The sequence below is a fragment of the Streptomyces sp. NPDC008125 genome (assembly GCF_042957125.1).
Lineage (GTDB): Bacteria > Actinomycetota > Actinomycetes > Streptomycetales > Streptomycetaceae > Streptomyces.
In genome coordinates this window covers 98,387-115,647 of sequence record NZ_JBIBHR010000013.1, presented here as the reverse complement: position 1 = coordinate 115,647, position 17,261 = coordinate 98,387, and the positions used below count along the sequence as shown (strand labels likewise).

The 17,261-nt window shown below is 72.4% G+C and carries 13 protein-coding genes and 1 pseudogene; 13 read left to right on the top strand and 1 reads right to left on the bottom strand.

Annotation, left to right across the window (positions count from 1 at the left end; translation table 11 throughout):
- The first annotated feature begins 209 nt into the window (after positions 1-209).
- From ACFZAX_RS22655 to ACFZAX_RS22595, 13 genes and pseudogenes are all read left to right on the top strand, one after another.
- A complete protein-coding gene (locus ACFZAX_RS22655) occupies positions 210-1,085 on the top strand; it encodes a Rossmann-like domain-containing protein (protein ID WP_390963734.1) in 876 nt (291 codons plus the stop codon).
- The gene (locus ACFZAX_RS22650) at positions 1,082-2,200 is read left to right on the top strand and encodes a pyridoxal-phosphate dependent enzyme (RefSeq protein ID WP_390963733.1); all 1,119 of its coding nucleotides are present in this window, start codon (positions 1,082-1,084) and stop codon (positions 2,198-2,200) included. Before ACFZAX_RS22655 ends, ACFZAX_RS22650 begins: the two co-directional genes overlap by 4 nt.
- Entirely contained in the window at positions 2,101-2,559 is a 459-nt protein-coding gene (locus ACFZAX_RS22645) for a putative leader peptide (RefSeq protein WP_390963732.1), read from the top strand. Before ACFZAX_RS22650 ends, ACFZAX_RS22645 begins: the two co-directional genes overlap by 100 nt.
- Positions 2,560-3,045: 486 nt before the next feature.
- Positions 3,046-3,345, top strand: a pseudogene (locus ACFZAX_RS22640) (acyl-CoA dehydrogenase family protein); the annotation flags it as partial.
- A gap of 79 nt (positions 3,346-3,424) precedes the next feature.
- On the top strand, positions 3,425-4,573 hold the full coding sequence (locus ACFZAX_RS22635; protein WP_390963731.1) for an LLM class flavin-dependent oxidoreductase: 1,149 nt from the start codon (positions 3,425-3,427) through the stop codon (positions 4,571-4,573).
- A 129-nt stretch (positions 4,574-4,702) separates the two neighbouring features.
- Entirely contained in the window at positions 4,703-4,951 is a 249-nt protein-coding gene (locus ACFZAX_RS22630) for a hypothetical protein (RefSeq protein WP_390963730.1), read from the top strand.
- Positions 4,952-5,575: 624 nt separating this feature from the next.
- Positions 5,576-6,607, top strand: a complete 1,032-nt coding sequence (locus ACFZAX_RS22625; protein ID WP_390963729.1) for an ABC transporter permease subunit — start codon at positions 5,576-5,578, stop codon at positions 6,605-6,607.
- Entirely contained in the window at positions 6,604-7,410 is an 807-nt protein-coding gene (locus tag ACFZAX_RS22620) for an ATP-binding cassette domain-containing protein (protein WP_390963727.1), read from the top strand. Before ACFZAX_RS22625 ends, ACFZAX_RS22620 begins: the two co-directional genes overlap by 4 nt.
- A 125-nt stretch (positions 7,411-7,535) precedes the next feature.
- Entirely contained in the window at positions 7,536-8,555 is a 1,020-nt protein-coding gene (locus ACFZAX_RS22615; RefSeq protein ID WP_390963726.1) for a transporter substrate-binding domain-containing protein, read from the top strand.
- A 70-nt stretch (positions 8,556-8,625) separates the two neighbouring features.
- Positions 8,626-9,735 carry an FAD-dependent oxidoreductase gene (locus tag ACFZAX_RS22610; RefSeq protein WP_390963725.1) on the top strand — a complete coding sequence of 370 codons (1,110 nt, stop codon included), beginning with the start codon at positions 8,626-8,628 and terminating at the stop codon, positions 9,733-9,735.
- Positions 9,736-9,800: 65 nt separating this feature from the next.
- On the top strand, positions 9,801-10,574 hold the full coding sequence (locus ACFZAX_RS22605; protein ID WP_390963724.1) for a GNAT family N-acetyltransferase: 774 nt from the start codon (positions 9,801-9,803) through the stop codon (positions 10,572-10,574).
- Between the two features lie 66 nt (positions 10,575-10,640).
- On the top strand, positions 10,641-11,876 hold the full coding sequence (locus tag ACFZAX_RS22600) for an LLM class flavin-dependent oxidoreductase (RefSeq protein WP_390963723.1): 1,236 nt from the start codon (positions 10,641-10,643) through the stop codon (positions 11,874-11,876).
- Complete coding sequence (locus ACFZAX_RS22595; RefSeq protein WP_390963722.1) at positions 11,873-13,222, top strand: NtaA/DmoA family FMN-dependent monooxygenase; 1,350 nt, start codon at positions 11,873-11,875, stop codon at positions 13,220-13,222. Before ACFZAX_RS22600 ends, ACFZAX_RS22595 begins: the two co-directional genes overlap by 4 nt.
- 135 nt (positions 13,223-13,357) lie before the next feature.
- Here the strand turns inward: ACFZAX_RS22595 and ACFZAX_RS22590 are convergent, their stop codons facing one another.
- Positions 13,358-16,651: a S8 family serine peptidase gene (locus tag ACFZAX_RS22590; RefSeq protein WP_390963721.1), complete on the bottom strand. Its 3,294-nt coding sequence runs from the start codon at positions 16,649-16,651 to the stop codon at positions 13,358-13,360.
- Positions 16,652-17,261: the final 610 nt, after the last annotated feature.

Sequence of the window (17,261 nt, the reverse complement as noted above, 5' to 3'; positions counted from 1 at the left end):
GACCGCTCGACGGGGCTCGGAGGGGCACCCGTCGATTCCTGTCGACGCGTCGGGTGCGGCCGGACACGGCAACGACTCTCACCCACGGCACGGATGACAATGAAAATGATTGTCGATAACGTGGTCCCTCCGGGCGCCCTCCTCCGAGCGCGGGGTTCTGCCGTCGCGCCCGGGCGCACCGCACCGCACCGCACCGCGAAGGAGACACCATGACCCCCCTGACGTGCGCGAGCTCGGCCGGGCCGGCCCTGACATGCCCAGGGGCCGACGCGAGCTCGTACCCCGAACTCGTCGAGCAGGTCACCGGCGGGGCGTTCGGCCCCTTCCCGGAGACCCTGCGGATCTCCTCGGCGTTCATCACCCACCAGGCCGTACGCCACGACGGGCGGCACACCGGCTACCGCAACGAAGTGCTGAGCCTCCGGCTGGCCGGGGCGGTGGGTTCGTGCGCGGTGGAGCCCGGCTCGCTGCCCGGCGACGTCGTGGCGGAGTGTGCCGGGGCCGATGCCCGGCGCCTGCTCGGGCACCGGCTGCTGCCGGTGCGGGTGGCCGCTCTGGACGCCTACCTGATGCACGTCCGTCCGCACGGGCCCGCCTCCGGGGCCGTGGACTTCCCTCTGCCGGGGGGAAGTTCGCTGCTGAGGTCGCGCGCCCGGGCCCGGGCCGTCGTGGGGTTGCTGCCGCTTCGCCCGGGAAGCACCGTGTTGGTGGTGGGAGTCGTCAACTCGCTGCTGGAGGCGTTGCGTGGGCGCGGACTGGCCTACGTCCCGTGCGACTTCAAGGGCGGCACGACGGAGTGGAGCGAGCCCGTGACCACGGACGCGGTCGAGGCTCTGGAGAGCTGCGACGCCGTGCTCGCGTCCGGAATGACTCTGGGCAACGGCACGTTCGAGGATCTGCGGATCCGCGCCGCACGGCAGGTGAAGCCGCTGGTGATGTTCGCCCAGACCGGCAGCGCGATCCTGCCCCGGCTCCTCGGGGCGGGCGTCACCGCGGTGTGCGCCGAGCCGTACCCGTTCTTCTGGCTCGACGGCGGCCCGGGCTCCGTCCACCTCTACGGCGGGCGCGCCGGAGGCACTCCGTGACCATCGCCGTCCATGCCCCGGTGGGGAACCGCGCGCTGCTCGACCTCGTGGGACGGACCCCGCTGGCGCGCATCACCACCGATCTCGCCGGGACGCACGCGGGATTCTGGGCGAAGCTCGAAGGACTCGGCGTCGGGGGCATGAAGGCGCGCCCAGCGGTCTCGATGCTGCTGGGCGCCCGCGAGCGCGGCGAACTGTCGCCCGGTGCGCCCGTGGTGGAGTCGACCTCCGGAACGCTCGGGATCGGGCTGGCCTTCGCCGGACAGGCCCTGGGGCACCCGGTGACCTTGGTGGTGGATGTCGAACTCGAACCCTCCATAAGGAAGTTGCTGCGCGCCTACGGAGCCCGGCTGGAGTTCGTGGACCGTCCCGCACGCCAGGGGGGCTGGCAGACGGCCCGCCTGGTACGGCTCCGCGAACTGCTGGCACGGACGCCGGGGGCGTACTGGCCCGATCAGTACGGCAACCCCGACAACGTGGCCGGTTACGCCTCGCTCGCGGCCGAACTCGCGGCCCGGCTCGACCGGATCGACATCCTCGTGTGCAGTGTCGGCACGGGCGGCCACAGCGCCGGAGTCGCCGGACCTCTCCGCCTGTGCCGGCCCGGCCTGCGGCTCATCGGGGTGGACGCGGCGGGGTCGACGATCTTCGGCCCGCCGGCCCGCCCGCGCCTGATGCGCGGCCTGGGCAGCAGCATCCGCCCGCGCAATGTCGCCTACGAGGCGTTCGACGAGGTCCACTGGGTCGGTCCGGCCGAAGCCGTGCACGCCTGCCGCCGTCTCGCCACCGGGAACTTCGTCAGCGGCGGCTGGAGCACCGGAGCCGTTGCCCTCGTGTCCGCCTGGGCGGCCCGCACCCACCCGGACGCGGTCGTCGTCACGGTCTTCCCCGACGGGCCCGAGCGCTACCTCGACACCGTGTACGACGACGGCTTCACCGCCGCCCAGGGCCTCGGCGAACCGGTCGGCCGCCCGGTGGAAGTCCCTCACCCGTCAGTGGCGTCGGGGTCGGGGGGATGGACACGCTGCAGGGCCGTCGGCGGACCGCGCGTCCCGCGTACCTGGAGCGGGCGGCCCGAGTGGGACTCGCCCGGAGCCACACGTCCCGTCTCGTAAGAGGGGCGCCGCCGCGGAGGGCGGCAACCGCCGCTTCCGAAGGAGCAGGTGGGAGGAGAACCCAACCAACCGTTCGCCGATACCGCCTCCCGCCGACGGCCCGGCTGCCGGTACGCTCCTTGACGGGAGCGGACAGCGGGCGGCCGGGAAGGCCGCGCGGACCCCGTTCCCCGGTGGCCCGGGTTCCCCGTTCGGCGGGTGGAGCGGGGCCCGGCCGGACAGCTCCACCCCCTCCCAGCGGATCGGTGACCATGGACAAGCGAGTGGACCTCACGCGGCGGCGGCATGTCGACCTCGCGCGTGTTTCCAGCGCCGTCTGTCGCCTCTGCCACGGCTGTCGTCCCGGCCACGGGTGCTGACCACTTAGCCGTAGCGAGTCCCGCTGGGCTTCCGGGCTTCTTCCGCCCGTTCCGTCTCCTTGGCCGCACTCTGCTCGTGCGTCCCGTCGGCCCCTTCGCGTGGAGGTGCGGCGGGGGCGGAGCATGCCTGTCGTGGTCAAGCGCGACGTCCGGTGACGAACCGGCCGGTGAAGGCGTTCCGGTAGCCCGGTGCGCCGCGACGCGTCCTCACCCTCGCCGCGGGTGCACAGGTTTCCCGATCGCCACGGCACGGGAGCCCCCGTGCTCTCCCCGCCCGAGTTCATCGCTCCCACGCCACCGCCCGCACGTCCGCGCCCGACCTCCGGAGTACCGATGACCGCTTTCGCCGCCCCTCCCCCCGTCTCCGCCGACGGCCCGGCCGCCGGTGGCGCGTCCGCCGATGGCCCGTCCGCCGCCCATGTGGTCCGCGACGACGCGGAGGCACTCGCCCTCGTGTCCGAACTGGCCGCCGAGTTCCGCACGGGCGCCGCCGCGCGGGACGCGGAGCGCCGTCTGCCGCACGCCGAACTCGCCCGCCTCTCCGCCGCCGAGGCCTCCCTCGCGGTCGCGGCGGCGAAGGTCGTCGCCGCGGAGGCGGCGGTCGAGACCGGCTCGGCGCTCTTCGAAGTGGCGGGTACCCGTGCGGCGCTCGACTCCCTGAATCTGCACCGGCACTGGCGCGACGCCCGGACCCACACCCTGCACGACCCGACGCGCTGGAAGGTGCAGCATCTGGGCCGTTGGACGCTCAACGGCACCCGCCCACCCCGCCACGGACTCCTCTGACCGGCGCCCGTTCCCCGCCCCGCACCCCCCCGCCCCGCCCCGCCGCATCCGGCTCCCCGCACCGAAAGGGCCCTCCCCCATGTCTCTCACGTTCCACTGGTTCCTTCCCACCAACGGCGACAGCCGGCACGTCGTGGGAGGCGGTCACGGCACGCCGGTCACGGCGGCGGGCGGCGACCGCCCGCCGAGTGTTCCCTACCTCACGCAGATCGCGCTCGCGGCCGAGCAGCTGGGCTTCGTCGGTGCGCTCACACCGACGGGCGCCTGGTGCGAGGACGCCTGGCTCACGACGGCGTTGGTCAGCCGGCACACCGAGCGCCTGAAGTTCCTGGTGGCCTTCCGTCCCGGATCGGTTTCGCCGACCCTCGCGGCGCAGATGGCGTCGACGTACCAACGACTCACCGGCAACCGGCTGTTGCTGAACATCGTCACCGGTGGTGAGAGCCACGAGCAGCGTGCCTACGGCGACTTCCTGGACAAGGAGGGGCGGTACGCGCGCACCGGCGAATTCCTGCACATCGTGCGGGAGTTGTGGAAAGGCGGCACCGTCGACCACGCGGGCGAGCACCTGCGGGTGGAGGATGCCAAGCTGGCACGGGTGCCCGACCCCGTCCCCGAGATCTACTTCGGCGGTTCGTCCCCCGCCGCCGGTGTGGTCGCGGCCCGGCACAGTGACGTCTACCTCACCTGGGGCGAGCCGCCCGTGGCCGTCGCCGAAAAGATCGCCTGGATCAGGAAGCTCGCCGCCGAGGAAGGGCGGACCGTACGTTTCGGCATCCGGCTGCACGTGATCACCCGGGACACCTCCGAGCAGGCGTGGGCCGAGGCCGGACGACTGCTGGACGGCTTCGACGAGCAGACCATCCGGTCCGTGCAGGAGGGCCTCGCGCGCAGCGAGTCGGAGGGGCAGCACCGGATGCTCGCGCTGCACGGCGGCGGCCGGGACGGACTGGAGATCCATCCGAATCTGTGGGCCGGCATCGGGCTGGTGCGCGGGGGTGCGGGCACGGCCATGGTCGGTTCGCACGAGGAGGTCGCCGATCTGATCACCGAGTACCGGGCCCTGGGTATCGAGGAGTTCGTCCTGTCGGGATACCCGCACCTGGAGGAGGCGTACTGGTTCGGGGAAGGCGTCCTGCCGGTCCTGGCGCGACGCGGGCTCTGGAAGCACCCGTTCGCGAGCGCAGCCGCGCTCTCGGCCATCGTTCCGTTCGCCGGGCGGCAGTGAGCCGGGCCGGTTCCGCACCCGAGGTGGCGGCGCCGGGGGGGTCGGTCCCGTGCTGCTCGCCCAGGTGCCGGTCCCCGCGGCGGCGCCTTCGGTGATCGGGGCTGCGGCTGGGACAGGCCAAGGTGGCTCTTGCTGGTCGCGGCCGAGCTCATCGCCTCGTCGATGGCTCCCGGGCTCCTCCTGATGGGTAGTCAGGACACCGGGCGGACCGACGTCCCGCTGCTCGCGATCGTGCTGCCGACCCTGCTCGGCAAGGCGACGGACGCGGTCCTCGGGGCGGTGGAGGGCCGTGGCCAGGAGATGGACGTGACCGCACGGTCCGGCGTCGTGCGCCGGGAGGTGCTCCGGCTGCCGTGGTCGCCGTATGACCGGGCATGAAGCCCGTGTTACAGGATCACGAAATGAACGCCGTGCGACGCGGCGTCCGGCATCGTTGCGGACGTCGCGACAAGGGACTCACCTGATGCCGTTTCCGCTGGTCAGGATGGTGTCAGCGGGTCCACCCAGCACGGTGGAACCACCCCTTTACACCTGTTCACACGACTCCGGATCATATTGACGCCTTCTCCCTCGGATGGATTAACTGACGCCGGACCGGCCCGGTGATTCCCCGGCGGTCCGGCGGCCACGGTCCCGTGGACCGCCCGTTCCACCGAACGTGTCCCAGCGGCGCGCTCACTGCGGCAGAGAGACCAGGATGACCAGCATGGAGAGCGCACCGGAGAGGACGGCAGGCGTCCGCGGCCTCCGCTCCGCCGTGCCGTCCGCCACGCTGTCCCCTTCCTCCTCGCGTACGCAGTCGCACGAGTGCGGTGCATGCCGCTCGTGTACCTGCGGGCTGCCGGCCTGCGCACCGCACTGCGGCTGCTGACCGGCCGGACCACGTCCGCCCGCCCCCTCCGCGTCTCCCCCGCACCCTGCCCGGACTCCGGCCGGGGTTCCCGACCCGGCCCGACCGCGTGCCGCACGCCGTCCGGCCGCCCTTTGACCGCTGGAGCACCCATGCCCGAGACGTCCGCGCCCCCGGAAGATCCGGTCACCGCCGGGTCTCCCTCCGCCCCGCCCGGAGAGCCCCCGGCCCCGAAGGCCGCCGCCCGCGCCGCCTCGGCACACGATCCGCGTCTTGCGGCCGAGCGGGTGCTGCCGCTCCGCCACCCGTGGCGGTGGGTACTCACCGCGGTGGTCGTCGTCCTGGTGGCGCAGTTCGTCCACGGGCTGGTAAGCAACCCGTTCTACCAGTGGAGCCGGTTCTCGTACTGGTTCTTCCGCCCGGTGGTGCTCGACGGCCTGCTGATCACGCTCGAAGTCGCCGCTCTCAGCGCGGTGTTCGGCCTGATCGGCGGAGTGATCCTCGCGCTGGGACGGCTGTCGCCCAATCCGGTGCTGCGATCGGTCTCCTGGGTCTACATCTGGCTGCTGCGCTCGGTACCGCTGATCGTCGTGCTCCTCTTCCTCTACAACTTCAGTGCGCTGTATCAGACGTTGAGCCTCGGGGTTCCGTTCGGGCCCGCCTTCTTCGAGTTCGACGAGTCCCGGCTCGCCACCGACATGACCGTCGCCGTGGTCGGCCTCAGCCTCAACGAAGCCGCGTACGCGGCCGAGGTGGTCAGGTCCGGCGTGCTCTCGGTGGACCAGGGCCAGCACGAGGCGGCCTCGGCGCTCGGGCTGCCGCGCGGATACCAGTTCCGCCGCATCGTCTTCCCCCAGGCGCTCCGGGTGATCGTGCCCTCCTACGTCAACCAGCTGATCGGCCTGGTCAAGGGCACCTCGCTGGTCTTCTACGTCTCGCTGCTCGACCTGTTCGGCACCGTCCAGAGCCTCGGCTCCACCTACTCCGGGGACATCGTCCCGCTGCTGCTGGTGGCGACGCTCTGGTACGTGATCCTCACCAGCGTCATCTCGGTGATCCAGTTCTACGTGGAGCGCCACTACTCGCGCGGCGCGCTGCGCACCGTACCCCCGACCCCGTTGCAGAAGCTCCGGGCCGGTGTTCGCGCCGCCCGCTCCAGGATCGCGATCGGATCGAGCATATGAGCGTCATCGCCCCCCGGAGCACGAAGAGCCCCGCCCGCGCCGAGCCGGTGGCGGTGGAGATCCACCAGGCCCACAAGTGGTTCGGTGAGCACCAGGTCCTGCGCGGTATCGATCTGACGGTCGAGCCGGGATCGGTGACGGTGATCCTCGGGCCGTCCGGGTCCGGCAAGTCGACGCTTTTGCGTACGGTGAACCACCTGGAGAAGCTGGACATCGGCCATGTGACCGTCGGCGGCGAGCCGATCGGGGTACGGCATCACCGCGGCCGGCTGAAGGAACTGCCCGAGCGCACCATCCGGGCGCAGCGCAGCCGGATCGGTTTCGTCTTCCAGAACTTCAACCTGTTCCCGAACCTCACGGTGCTGGAGAACGTGGCCGCCGCGCCCACCGCCATCGGTCTCGCCGACCGCGACGGCGCCCGCGAGCTGGCCCGTGCCCTGCTCGACCGGGTGGGGCTGGCGGACAAGGCGGACAGCTATCCCCGTCAGCTCTCCGGGGGTCAGCAGCAGCGGGTGGCCATCGCCCGGGCGCTCGCCCTGGAACCCGGAGTGATCCTCTTCGACGAGCCGACCTCGGCGCTCGACCCGGAACTGGTCGGGGAAGTCCTGTCCGTCATCAAGGAGCTGGCGACCGGCGGCACGACGCTGATCGTGGTGACCCACGAGATCGGGTTCGCCCGCGAGGTCGCCGACCAAGTCGTCTTCCTGGACCAGGGCGTGATCGTCGAGCAGGGCAAGCCCTCCGACGTGCTGGACAACCCGCGCGAGGCCCGCACCAGGGAGTTCCTGGGCAAGGTCCTCTGACTCTCCGCACACCGGACCGTGAACCGATCGAACGTCAGCCGCCTGTCGGAGTAAGGCCCCTGCGCCGATACTCCCCTCCCCCACACGTCCATTCACCTGTGCTCCATCACCCTCAAGGAACCGACATGTCCCGCCGCAGATCCCGTCTGTCCACCCTCGCCACCGCCGGCACCGTCCTGGCCCTCGCCGCCGGGCTCAGCGCCTGCGGTGACAGCGACACCGAGGACTCCGTCGGCGCTTCGGCCGCCGCCAAGGGATCGGTCGTCATCGGCGCCGCCTCGAACGGGGCGGCCGAGGAGATCACGCTGGACGTCCCCGAGGTCGCCGCGATCCGCGCCCAGCTGCCCAAGTCCGTCATCGAGGACGGGAAGTTCACCATCGGTCTGGGGATGCTTCCCGCCGGCTCCGCGCCACTCGGTTACGTCGGTGACGACCAGAAGACGATCACCGGCTCCGAACCCGACCTCGGGCGCCTGGTCGCCGCCGTCTTCGGCCTGAAGGCCGAGCCGAAGAACGCGACCTGGGAGAACCTGTTCGTGGGGATCGACAGCGGGCGCACCGAGGCCGGCTTCTCCAACATCACGGACACCGAGGAGCGCAAGAAGAAGTACGAGTTCGCCTGCTACCGCCAGGACAACCTCGGGTTCGAGGTGAGCAAGGAAGCGAGCTGGGACTTCGGCGGCGACTACAAGAACCTGGCGGGCAAGACCATCGCCGTGGGCTCCGGCACCAACCAGGAGAAGATCCTGCTGGAGTGGCGGGACAAGCTGAAGGCCGAGGGCAAGAAGCTCGTCGTCAAGTACTTCGCGGACAACAACAGCGCGTACCTGGCGCTGAACTCGAAGAAGATCGACGGGTACTTCGGCCCCAACCCGGCCATCGCCTACCACGTCACCCAGTCCGCGAGCACGCCGCAGGCCACCCGCAGCGGCGGTACGTACTCGGGTGCCGGGGCTTCGCTGCAGGGGCTGATCTGCGCCACGGCGAAGAAGGACAGCGGGCTCGCCAAGCCGCTGGCGGATGCCATCAACTACCTGATCGAGCACGGCCAGTACGCGAAGTGGCTGGAGGCGTGGAACCTCAAGGACGAGGCCGTGCAGAAGGCCGAGGTCAACCCGCCGGGCCTGCCGATCACCAACTCCTGATCCATCGGGGCCGGACCCCGGCCGCACCGGGGTGCGGTCGCACGCACGACAGCAGAGAGGAAGACCCGTCATGGCACCCAGTGTGGTGATCGTCGGCGGCGGAGTCATGGGCGCGGCGGCGGCCTGGCGGCTGGCGGCACGCGGCCATCGGGTCACGGTGCTGGAACGGTTCGGACCCGGCCACGACCGGGGAAGCTCGCACGGCAGTTCCCGCATCTTCCGGCTGACGTACGCAGACCCCTGGTACGTCGGACTCGCCCTGCGGGCGCTGCCGCTGTGGCAACGGCTGGAGGAGGAGTCCGGCCGGCCGGTGCTGACGGTCACCGGGGCGATCGACCACGGGTCGCCCCGGGTCGTCGGGGAGCTGGCCGCCACGCTGGCGGCGGCGGGCCGTCCGGGGCAGGTGCTCAGCCCGGCCGAAGCGGCCGAGCGCTGGCCCGGGCTGCGCTCCGACACGGCCGTGCTGCATCACGCGGAGGGCGGGCGGCTGCACGCCGACGACGCCGTGGCGGCGCTGCTCGCGGCGGCGTCGGGCCTCGGCGCGGACGTCCGGCACGGGGTACGGGTGCGCGGCGTGCGTCCGACGGGAAGCGGCGTCACCGTCGGGACCGACCAGGGTGGCCCGGTCGTCGCGGACGCGGCCGTGGTCGCGGTCGGCGGCTGGTCGCCGTCCGTGCTGCCCGACGTGGTGGACGGGCTGCCGCCGCTGCGGGTCACCCAGGAGCAGCCGTTGCACTTCGCGGTGGACGGTGCGCTGGAGTGGCCGGCCTTCGTGCACCACCCCGGCGCCGGGTTCGACGAGCCGGGCGGGGTGTACGGACTCGGCAGCGCGGACGGCGTCAAGGTGGGGTTCCACGCGGTCGGTCCGGTCGTCGACCCCGACCTCCGGGACCGCACCCCCGATCCGGTGGCGGTCGACCGGCTGGAAGCGTACGTACGCACCTGGCTGCCCGGCCTGGCTCAGGCCGTATCCGAACCGGTCACCTGTCTCTACACGTCCACCCCCGACCACGACTTCGTGGTCGACCGGCGGGGCCCGGTGACGGTGCTCGCCGGTTTCTCGGGTCATGGATTCAAGTTCGCCCCCGTCATCGGCGAGCTGGCGGCGGACCTGGTCGAGGGCCGGCCGGGGGCCCGGCGGTTCGCCCTCGGTCGCGCCCTGCCCGGCACCGTCGGTTGACCCGGCCGACCCCGCCCACCGTGCCGGAAGACGGCATGGTCCCACCGAAGGAAGAACGGCCTCACATGTCCACCGATGTCCAGCCACCGCACATTCTCCCCAGGTCCGAACCCGTTTCCGCCCGGCCCACGCCGTCCGAACCGCACGTGCTGGACAACGCCGCCTGGGCCGCTCTGACCGGAGCGCACCGTCGCTTCGCGGAGATCGTCGGCTCCGCCGCCCGCTACCAGACCGACGTCGCCCCCTTCGTGGCGCTGAGGGACTCCTCGGACCCGCGGGCCTGGGACGACCTGGCGGCGCTCCTCGGGCCCGGCGCACAGACGGCGGTGACCGGGCTCGGCAGCGTGCCGGACCACTGGGAGACCGTGGAGGAGGCGGGGGGTGTGCAACTCGTCGCGGACACCCTGGTCACGGGCTCCGATCCGGAAGCCGTCCGGCTGACCACGGCCGACGTCCCCGAGATGCTGGACCTGGTGGGGCGGAACAGACCGGGGCCGTTTCTCCCGCGCACCATCGAGCTCGGCGCGTACTGGGGAATCCGGCGCGGCGGAAAGCTGGTGGCGATGGCCGGGGAGCGGCTGCGGCCCCCCGGCCACACGGAGATCAGCGCGGTCTGCACGGACGCCGAGCACCGCGGCGAGGGCCTCGCGACCAGGCTGGTCCGCCATGTGGCCGACGGCATCCGGGACCGCGGGGACGTTCCGTTCCTGCACGCGGCGGCCACCAACGAGAACGCCATCCGCCTCTATCTCTCGATCGGCTTCGCCCTGCGCCGGCGCAATCTCTTCGCCGTGGTCCGCGTCCCCGGCGGTGACCCCGCCGTCGCGCCGGGGAACTGACCCCCGGAGCGGACCGGCCGCGCCTCCCCGTACTTCACAGCCGATCAGGAAAGGCACTTCCCCGCCATGTCGCAGTCTCCCTCCTCACCCCCCGAACCCCTCCATCTCGCCGTGGCACTCGACGGCACGGGCTGGCACCCCGCGTCCTGGCGCGAGCCGGGGGCCCGCGCCTCCGAGCTCTTCTCCGCCGGGTACTGGCTGGACGCCGTGCGGGAGGCGGAGCTCGGCCTTCTCGACTTCGTCACCTTCGAGGACGCGCTGTCCCTCCAGTCCACCGACCCGACCGCCGACGACCGGCGCACCGACCAGGTGCGCGGCCGTCTCGACGCGGTGCTGATCGCCTCCCGGGTGGCGCCGCTGACCCGGAACGTCGGGCTGGTGCCGAGCGTGGTGGCCACCCACACCGAGCCGTTCCATCTGGCGAAGGCCATCGCGACGCTGGACTTCGTGAGCGGTGGCCGTGCCGGGGTCCGGGTCAAGGTCTCCGCCTCGCCCCACGAGGCGGCCCACTTCGGCCGCCGGGACCTGCCGCCGTTCCGTCCCCAGGACTATCTGCTGCCAGAGACGCAGGTACTGGTCCGCGAGCTGTTCGCCGAGGCCGCCGACTACGTCGAGGTGCTCCGCAGGCTCTGGGACAGCTGGGAGGACGACGCGGAAATACGCGATGCCGCCACCGGCCGGTTCATCGACCGTGAGAAGCTGCACTACATCGATTTCGAGTCCACGCACTTCAGCGTCAAGGGCCCCTCGATCACGCCGCGTTCGCCGCAAGGGCAACCGCTGGTGACCTCGTTGGCCCACACGTCCCTTCCGTACGAGCTGGTGGCCGGATCCACCGACGTCGGTTACGTCACCCCGCACGACGCCGCCGAGGCGCGGGCGGTGACCGAGGAGATCCGGGCCGCGCAGGAGGCGGCCGGGCGGGACGAGGAGACCGTCCATGTCTTCGGGGACCTGGTGGTCTTCCTCGACGAGACGGCCGGCAAGGCGGAGGAGCGCCGACGGCGTCTCGACGACGTGGCGGGCGCTCCGCTGACGAGCGACGCCGAGATTTTCACCGGCACCCCCGCCGGGCTCGCCGATCTGCTGCTGGACTGGCAGCGGGCGGGCCTGAGCGGGTTCCGGCTCCGTCCGGCGGTCGCGGCCCACGACCTGCCGGCCATCAGCCGGGGGCTGGTGCCCGAGCTCCAGAGCCGTGACGCGTTCCGCCGCGCGTACGAAGCCGACTCGCTGCGCGGCCTCCTCGGCCTCTCGCGTCCCGCCAACCGTTACGCCCGGGTCCGGGCCGGAGGACAGTCATGAGCGACAACCTGAAGCAGATCCACCTCGCGGCCCACTTCCCCGGGGTCAACAACACAACGGTCTGGTCGGACCCGGAGGCCGGCAGTCAGATCGACTTCGCCTCCTTCAGCCATTTCGCGCGCACCGCGGAGCGTGCCAAGTTCGACTTCCTGTTCCTGGCCGAGGGGCTGCGGCTGCGCGAGCAGGGCGGTGCGATCTACGACCTGGACGTGGTGGGCCGTCCGGACACCTTCGGCATCCTCGCCGCGCTGGCGGCGGTCACCGAGCGGATCGGCCTGGCCGGCACGATCAACTCCACCTTCAACGAACCGTATGAGGTGGCACGGCAGTTCGCCTCCCTGGACCACCTCTCGGCCGGCCGTGCGGCGTGGAACGTCGTCACCTCCTGGGACGCGTTCACGGGCGAGAACTTCCGCCGCGGGGGCTTCCTCGCGGAGGAGGACCGCTACACCCGCGCCGAGCAGTTCCTGCGGGCCTCCTGGGAGCTGTTCGACTCCTGGGCCGAGGACGAGGTCCTCGCGGACGCGGAGAGCGGGCAGTTCCTGCGCAGCGCGGACGCCGGTACGTTCGCCCACCGCGACCAGCACTTCGACATCGCGGGCCGCTTCAACGTGCCGCGCTCCCCGCAGGGCCGCCCGGTGATCTTCCAGGCCGGCGACTCCGACCAGGGCCGGGAGTTCGCGGCGGCCACCGCGGACGCCATCTTCAGTCGGCACTCCGCCCCGGAGCCCGGCCGTGCCTTCTACCAGGACGTCAAGGGCCGGCTCGCCCGCCACGGACGCGAGCGGGACGACCTGTTGATCCTGCCCGCGGCCACCTTCGTACTGGGCGACACGGACGCCGAGGCGGAGGAGCGCGCGCACGAGGTGCGGCGCAGTCAGGTCAGCGGCCAGACCGCGATCAAGTTCCTGGAGCACGTGTGGAACCGGGACCTGTCGGGTTACGACCCGGACGGGCCGCTGCCCGAGATCGACCCCGACACCGGTGAGCACACGGTGACCCGGGGCCGGGCGAGTGTGCGGATGGTCCGCGATCCGCTGGCGACCGCGGCCGAGTGGCGGCAGCGTGCGAAGGCGGAGGGCCTCTCCATCCGGGAGCTGGTGATCGAGACCAGCGCCCGGCAGACCTTCATCGGCTCGCCCTCGACGGTCGCGCGGGCGGTGAACGACTCGGTGCAGAGCGAGGTGTCCGACGGCTTCATCCTCGCCCCGCATCTGGTGCCCGGCGGTCTGGACGAGTTCGCCGACACGGTGGTCCCGCTCCTCCAGGAGCAGGGCGTGTTCCGTACGGAGTACGAGGGGACGACGCTCCGGGACCACCTGGGGCTGCGTCCGCCGAAGGGCTGACCGGCCGGCGGGCTCCGGGCATCGGCCACACCCCGTGTCGGACCGCGGCAGTATCAGCAGCGGGGGTGCGCCGCCTGTTCCTGCTCCGTCGGTGCGAGCGGGCCGGTTTCCTCGGACACCGGCCCGCTCGACGCCCTACCGGCCGGACTTGTTGACCTGGAAGGCACGGGTGACGGTCTGCTCCACCGCGCTGCCGTCGCTCGCCGTGGCCGTCGCGCGCAGCGTCGCGTGCGCGGCACCCGCGGGCGCTGTCAGGTCGGCGTGGGCGGGTGTTCCGTGCCCACCCCGGGTGAGCCCGACGCGGCGCCAGGTGACGCCGTCGTCCCAGCTGACTTCCAGCCGCGCCGGACCGACCGTGGCCGCCGTCGCCCCCGGGGCCCGCTGGACCGCCACGTCCACGCGCGTCGTGGCGTGGCGGGCCGCGCCGCCGGACGCGTCGAGGCCGTGCGGCGTGAAGCGGACGGCCATGAGCGGCAGGATGGTTCCCGCGCCGTCGTCGGTGTCCGAATCGAAGGTCCACTCCGACCGCACACGCGTCGACAGCGCGGCATAGGACTGGTCACGCGTGAGGTCCGCGGTGAGCGTGTAGTGACCGGGACCGGCCGGAACGGCGGTGGACCTGCCGGTGCCGACGGCGTTCCAGGTGTTCACCTTCTCACCGTTCCTGGCCAGCGTGAGCGTGCCCGACGCACCCCAGTCGCTGCCGCCCCTGCTGCCGTCGCCGTCCACGAACCATGGTGTCGCCGTCCACACCATGCTGTCCCCGACCCGGTAGAAGGGCGCGGCCGGGAGCGCCGGTCCGACCACCGCGGCCGCGAATTCCAGGCGGTCCACGGCGCTCCGGCCGAAGGCCCGCGCCGGGGTCGCGATGGACTGGCGGCCGGCGATCGTGGCCCGGTCGAGCCACTCGCCGGCCGTACGGTAGTCGTGCACGGCCGAGGGGAAGCGGACCTGCTGGTCGATGAAGAGCGGCAGCAGGCTGTCGTCGTCGGGGGCGGCCGCCGTGGTGCCCGCGGCGGGGGTGCCCTGGGCGTCGAGGTGCACGCGCACGTCGGTCAGATCGCGGCGCCCTACGGAGAAGGAGGGCCGGGCGGGGACGCCGTGGCTCCAGTCGCGCGTCACGTGGTAGAAGAAGGGGCTCGGCGCCGACGAGGAGGCGCCTTCGGCCGCGAACACGGCGAACGTACGGTATCGGGCGTCCGCCTCGTCGAACGGTGTCGCGTACAGCGACTGTCCGGCGAGCGCACCGGTGGTGACCACGCTCAGCGTGTACGTTCCGGCACCGGCGGGCAGTGCGAGCGCGGCCTGCACGGCCGTGGCCCGGGCCCGTGGATCGTGGACGTCCGCGCCGACCGGGGCCGCGGTGCGGGCGTCGAGACCGACCGCGGTGTCCGTGACGGGCGTGACCGAGGTGACTGCCATCGTGGTGGTGCGTTCGGTGCCGGTGCCGCTGGTGATGGTCATTCCGATCCAGTACTGCGCCTCGGGTACGGAAACCGATCCGGTGCCCGCGTTGACACGGACCGGGTAGCGGTCACCGGTCCAGCGGTTGACCACCAGGGCGGTCCCGGTCGCCGGGGTGCCGTCGCGCTGCTGTGCGTGGAGCGTGAGCCGGTGCGTGGGTATCGGGCTGTCGACGCCGAGGATCGTACGGGTGACGGGCGTGCCGTCCTGCGAGGCGGTGAGGATCGCGGACCACGGGCCGTGGGGCAGCAGAGCGGCGCGGGTGGTGACGGTCGCGGTCGCGGTGCCGTGTGCGGGGACCGTGACCTTGTCGCGGTCGACGGCGAACTGTTCGGCGTTGCCGGGCTGGGCGGTGGGCGACAGCGGCCGGTCGAGGGTGAGGTCGAGCGTCGTGTCGCTGTCACCGGAGTTGGTGAAGGTGACGGTGTGCTCGGCGTTCCTGCCTGCCCCCTCCGCCCAGTCAGGAGTGGTCGTCAGGTTCGCGGGAGAGGCGAGGACGGTCTGCCGGACGGCGCGGCCCGCGTCCACCCGGCCGGTGCCCTGTTGGTGGGCCGAGCGCTTCGCATCCGGTTCGGCGCTGTTCATGAGTGCCGTCTTGATCTGCTCACCGCTCCAGCCGGGGTGCGCCTGGGCGACGAGCGCGGCGGCGCCCGCCACGTGCGGCGTCGCCATCGACGTACCGCTCTTGGCCGTGTGACCGCCGCCCGCCTTGGCCGCGACGATGTTGACGCCGGGCGCGGTGATGTCGGGCTTCACGGCGTTGTCGCCGACGCGCGGACCCCGGCTGGAGAAGGCGGCCAGCTGGTCGTCGGCGTCGACCGCGCCCACGGCGAGCGCCGCGTTCGCGATGGCGGGCGCGCCGACCGTGGCGGTCCCGTACTCGCCGTCGTTGCCCGCGGCGACGACGAAGAGCGTGCCGGTGCTCGCCGACAGGTCGTCGATGACCGCGATCGCCGGATCCGTCTCGTCCGCGGGGCCGCCCAGGCTCAGGTTGACCACCTTGGCGTGGACGGTGTTGACGGCCCAGTCGATGCCGGCGAGAAGCGCGGACGTGGGGCAGGAGCCGGTGCTGTCGCAGACCTTTCCCACAGCGAGTGAGGCGTCCGGCGCGACACCGCGGTACGTGCTGTCGACACCGGCGATGGTGGACGCCACGTGGGTGCCGTGGCCGTTGTCGTCCTCGGCGGTGGCGCCGCCGAGGAAGTTGGCCGACACCGTCACCCGGCCGGCCAGGTCGGGATGGTCGGAGTCGTAGCCGCTGTCGAGGACCGCGACCGTGACCCCTTTGCCGGTGTATCCGTCTCCCCAGGCCTGGGGAGCGTTGATCTGGGGGACGCTTCCGTCCAGGGCGATGTGCATCCGGCCGTCCAGCCACAACTTGTTCGCCCCTCCCGCGAGCGAGCGGCCGGTACCGGACGTCAGGCGCTTCCAGGTGGTGGCGGCGTCGGCGCTGCCGCGCGGGTCGAGTGCGGTCAGACCGAGGCGGGAGATCGCGCTCCCCGGGCGTGCCGCGCCGCCGGCCGCCGCGCGGGCCTTGTTCGCGGCACCCGGGCCCTTGGCGTGCTGGACGATCAGCCGCACCGCGCCTCGTGCTCCGGTGCCCTGGGTGCCGTATCCGGCTTCCAGCAGTGCTTTGACGTCGAAGAGCCGGGGGTCGAGCCGGCCGGCGGCGAGCAACGGCTCGGCGTCGGCCGGAACGACGCTGACATCGTCGGACCCCGTGGAACTGGTCGTGAAGGTGACGTTCGCACGCCCGGGTGCGGGGGTGACGGTGGCCGAACGGATATCCGCACCGGAACGCTCGACCGTCACGGCGTCGCCGGTGGGCAGTGGCACCGTGAGGGTGGTGACAGCAGGTGTGCGGGGACCGGCGGCCGGAGCGGCCGGACCCGCCGCGTGGGCGGCGGAGGCGGGTACGAGTGCCGCCATCAAGCCGGCGACGGCTGCGATGGATCTGACATGCACGGAGAGGACCCCCAAAGATCACGGAAGCGGGACGCGTCCGATCGTGACAGCGGGTGTTGCCATCAACTCCGCTTTTTGAGTGGCGACTTGGCGACGCGTCGCAGATCCGCCACCGCAGGGTGCGCCGGGAAGGGCCGCAGAATCGCCCGCTGCCCCGCGTACGGCCGGCGTCGGCGGGAGGCACTCGACGCGGGCGGCCTGGAGGGATGCGACTCCGTCCCGCCGTCCACGAGAAGAGATACTCGCCGCGCACACCTGCGGTCTGCTGCGCCGGAAGCTCTGCACACTGCTGGGTCAAGTACGCCACGCCCGGGGCCGGTTCGGCGCGATGATGTGGGCCCCGGTCCTCAACGACCTCGTCGTGATCGCCGTCTTCGGCCTGCGCCGCAGGCCGGCCGCGCCGGGCGGGCGGGGCCGAGCGCCCTGGCGGTCAGCGACGTCGTGGGCGCGGGTCCGGCTGGTCGTGGCCTCTCTGCCCGCCGCCGCGCTCGCCTTCGGTACGGCCAGGGCCTGCGCCGGGGCCGGCGATCCGGTGGCCGCCCCGGCCGGAGCGGCAGCCCTGGTGCAGGGGGGTCGCCCCGCTGACGCGCCCGCCGCGCCTGCGGGAGAC

Bases quoted from the DNA above. Each gene is read 5' to 3' on its own strand.
- ACFZAX_RS22655 (WP_390963734.1), top strand. From the start codon at position 210: ATGACCCCCCTGACGTGCGCGAGCTCGGCCGGGCCGGCCCTGACATGC.
- ACFZAX_RS22645 (WP_390963732.1), top strand. From the start codon at position 2,101: ATGGACACGCTGCAGGGCCGTCGGCGGACCGCGCGTCCCGCGTACCTG.
- ACFZAX_RS22635 (WP_390963731.1), top strand. From the start codon at position 3,425: ATGTCTCTCACGTTCCACTGGTTCCTTCCCACCAACGGCGACAGCCGG.
- ACFZAX_RS22625 (WP_390963729.1), top strand. From the start codon at position 5,576: ATGCCCGAGACGTCCGCGCCCCCGGAAGATCCGGTCACCGCCGGGTCT.
- ACFZAX_RS22620 (WP_390963727.1), top strand. From the start codon at position 6,604: ATGAGCGTCATCGCCCCCCGGAGCACGAAGAGCCCCGCCCGCGCCGAG.
- ACFZAX_RS22615 (WP_390963726.1), top strand. From the start codon at position 7,536: ATGTCCCGCCGCAGATCCCGTCTGTCCACCCTCGCCACCGCCGGCACC.
- ACFZAX_RS22610 (WP_390963725.1), top strand. From the start codon at position 8,626: ATGGCACCCAGTGTGGTGATCGTCGGCGGCGGAGTCATGGGCGCGGCG.
- ACFZAX_RS22605 (WP_390963724.1), top strand. From the start codon at position 9,801: ATGTCCACCGATGTCCAGCCACCGCACATTCTCCCCAGGTCCGAACCC.
- ACFZAX_RS22600 (WP_390963723.1), top strand. From the start codon at position 10,641: ATGTCGCAGTCTCCCTCCTCACCCCCCGAACCCCTCCATCTCGCCGTG.
- ACFZAX_RS22595 (WP_390963722.1), top strand. From the start codon at position 11,873: ATGAGCGACAACCTGAAGCAGATCCACCTCGCGGCCCACTTCCCCGGG.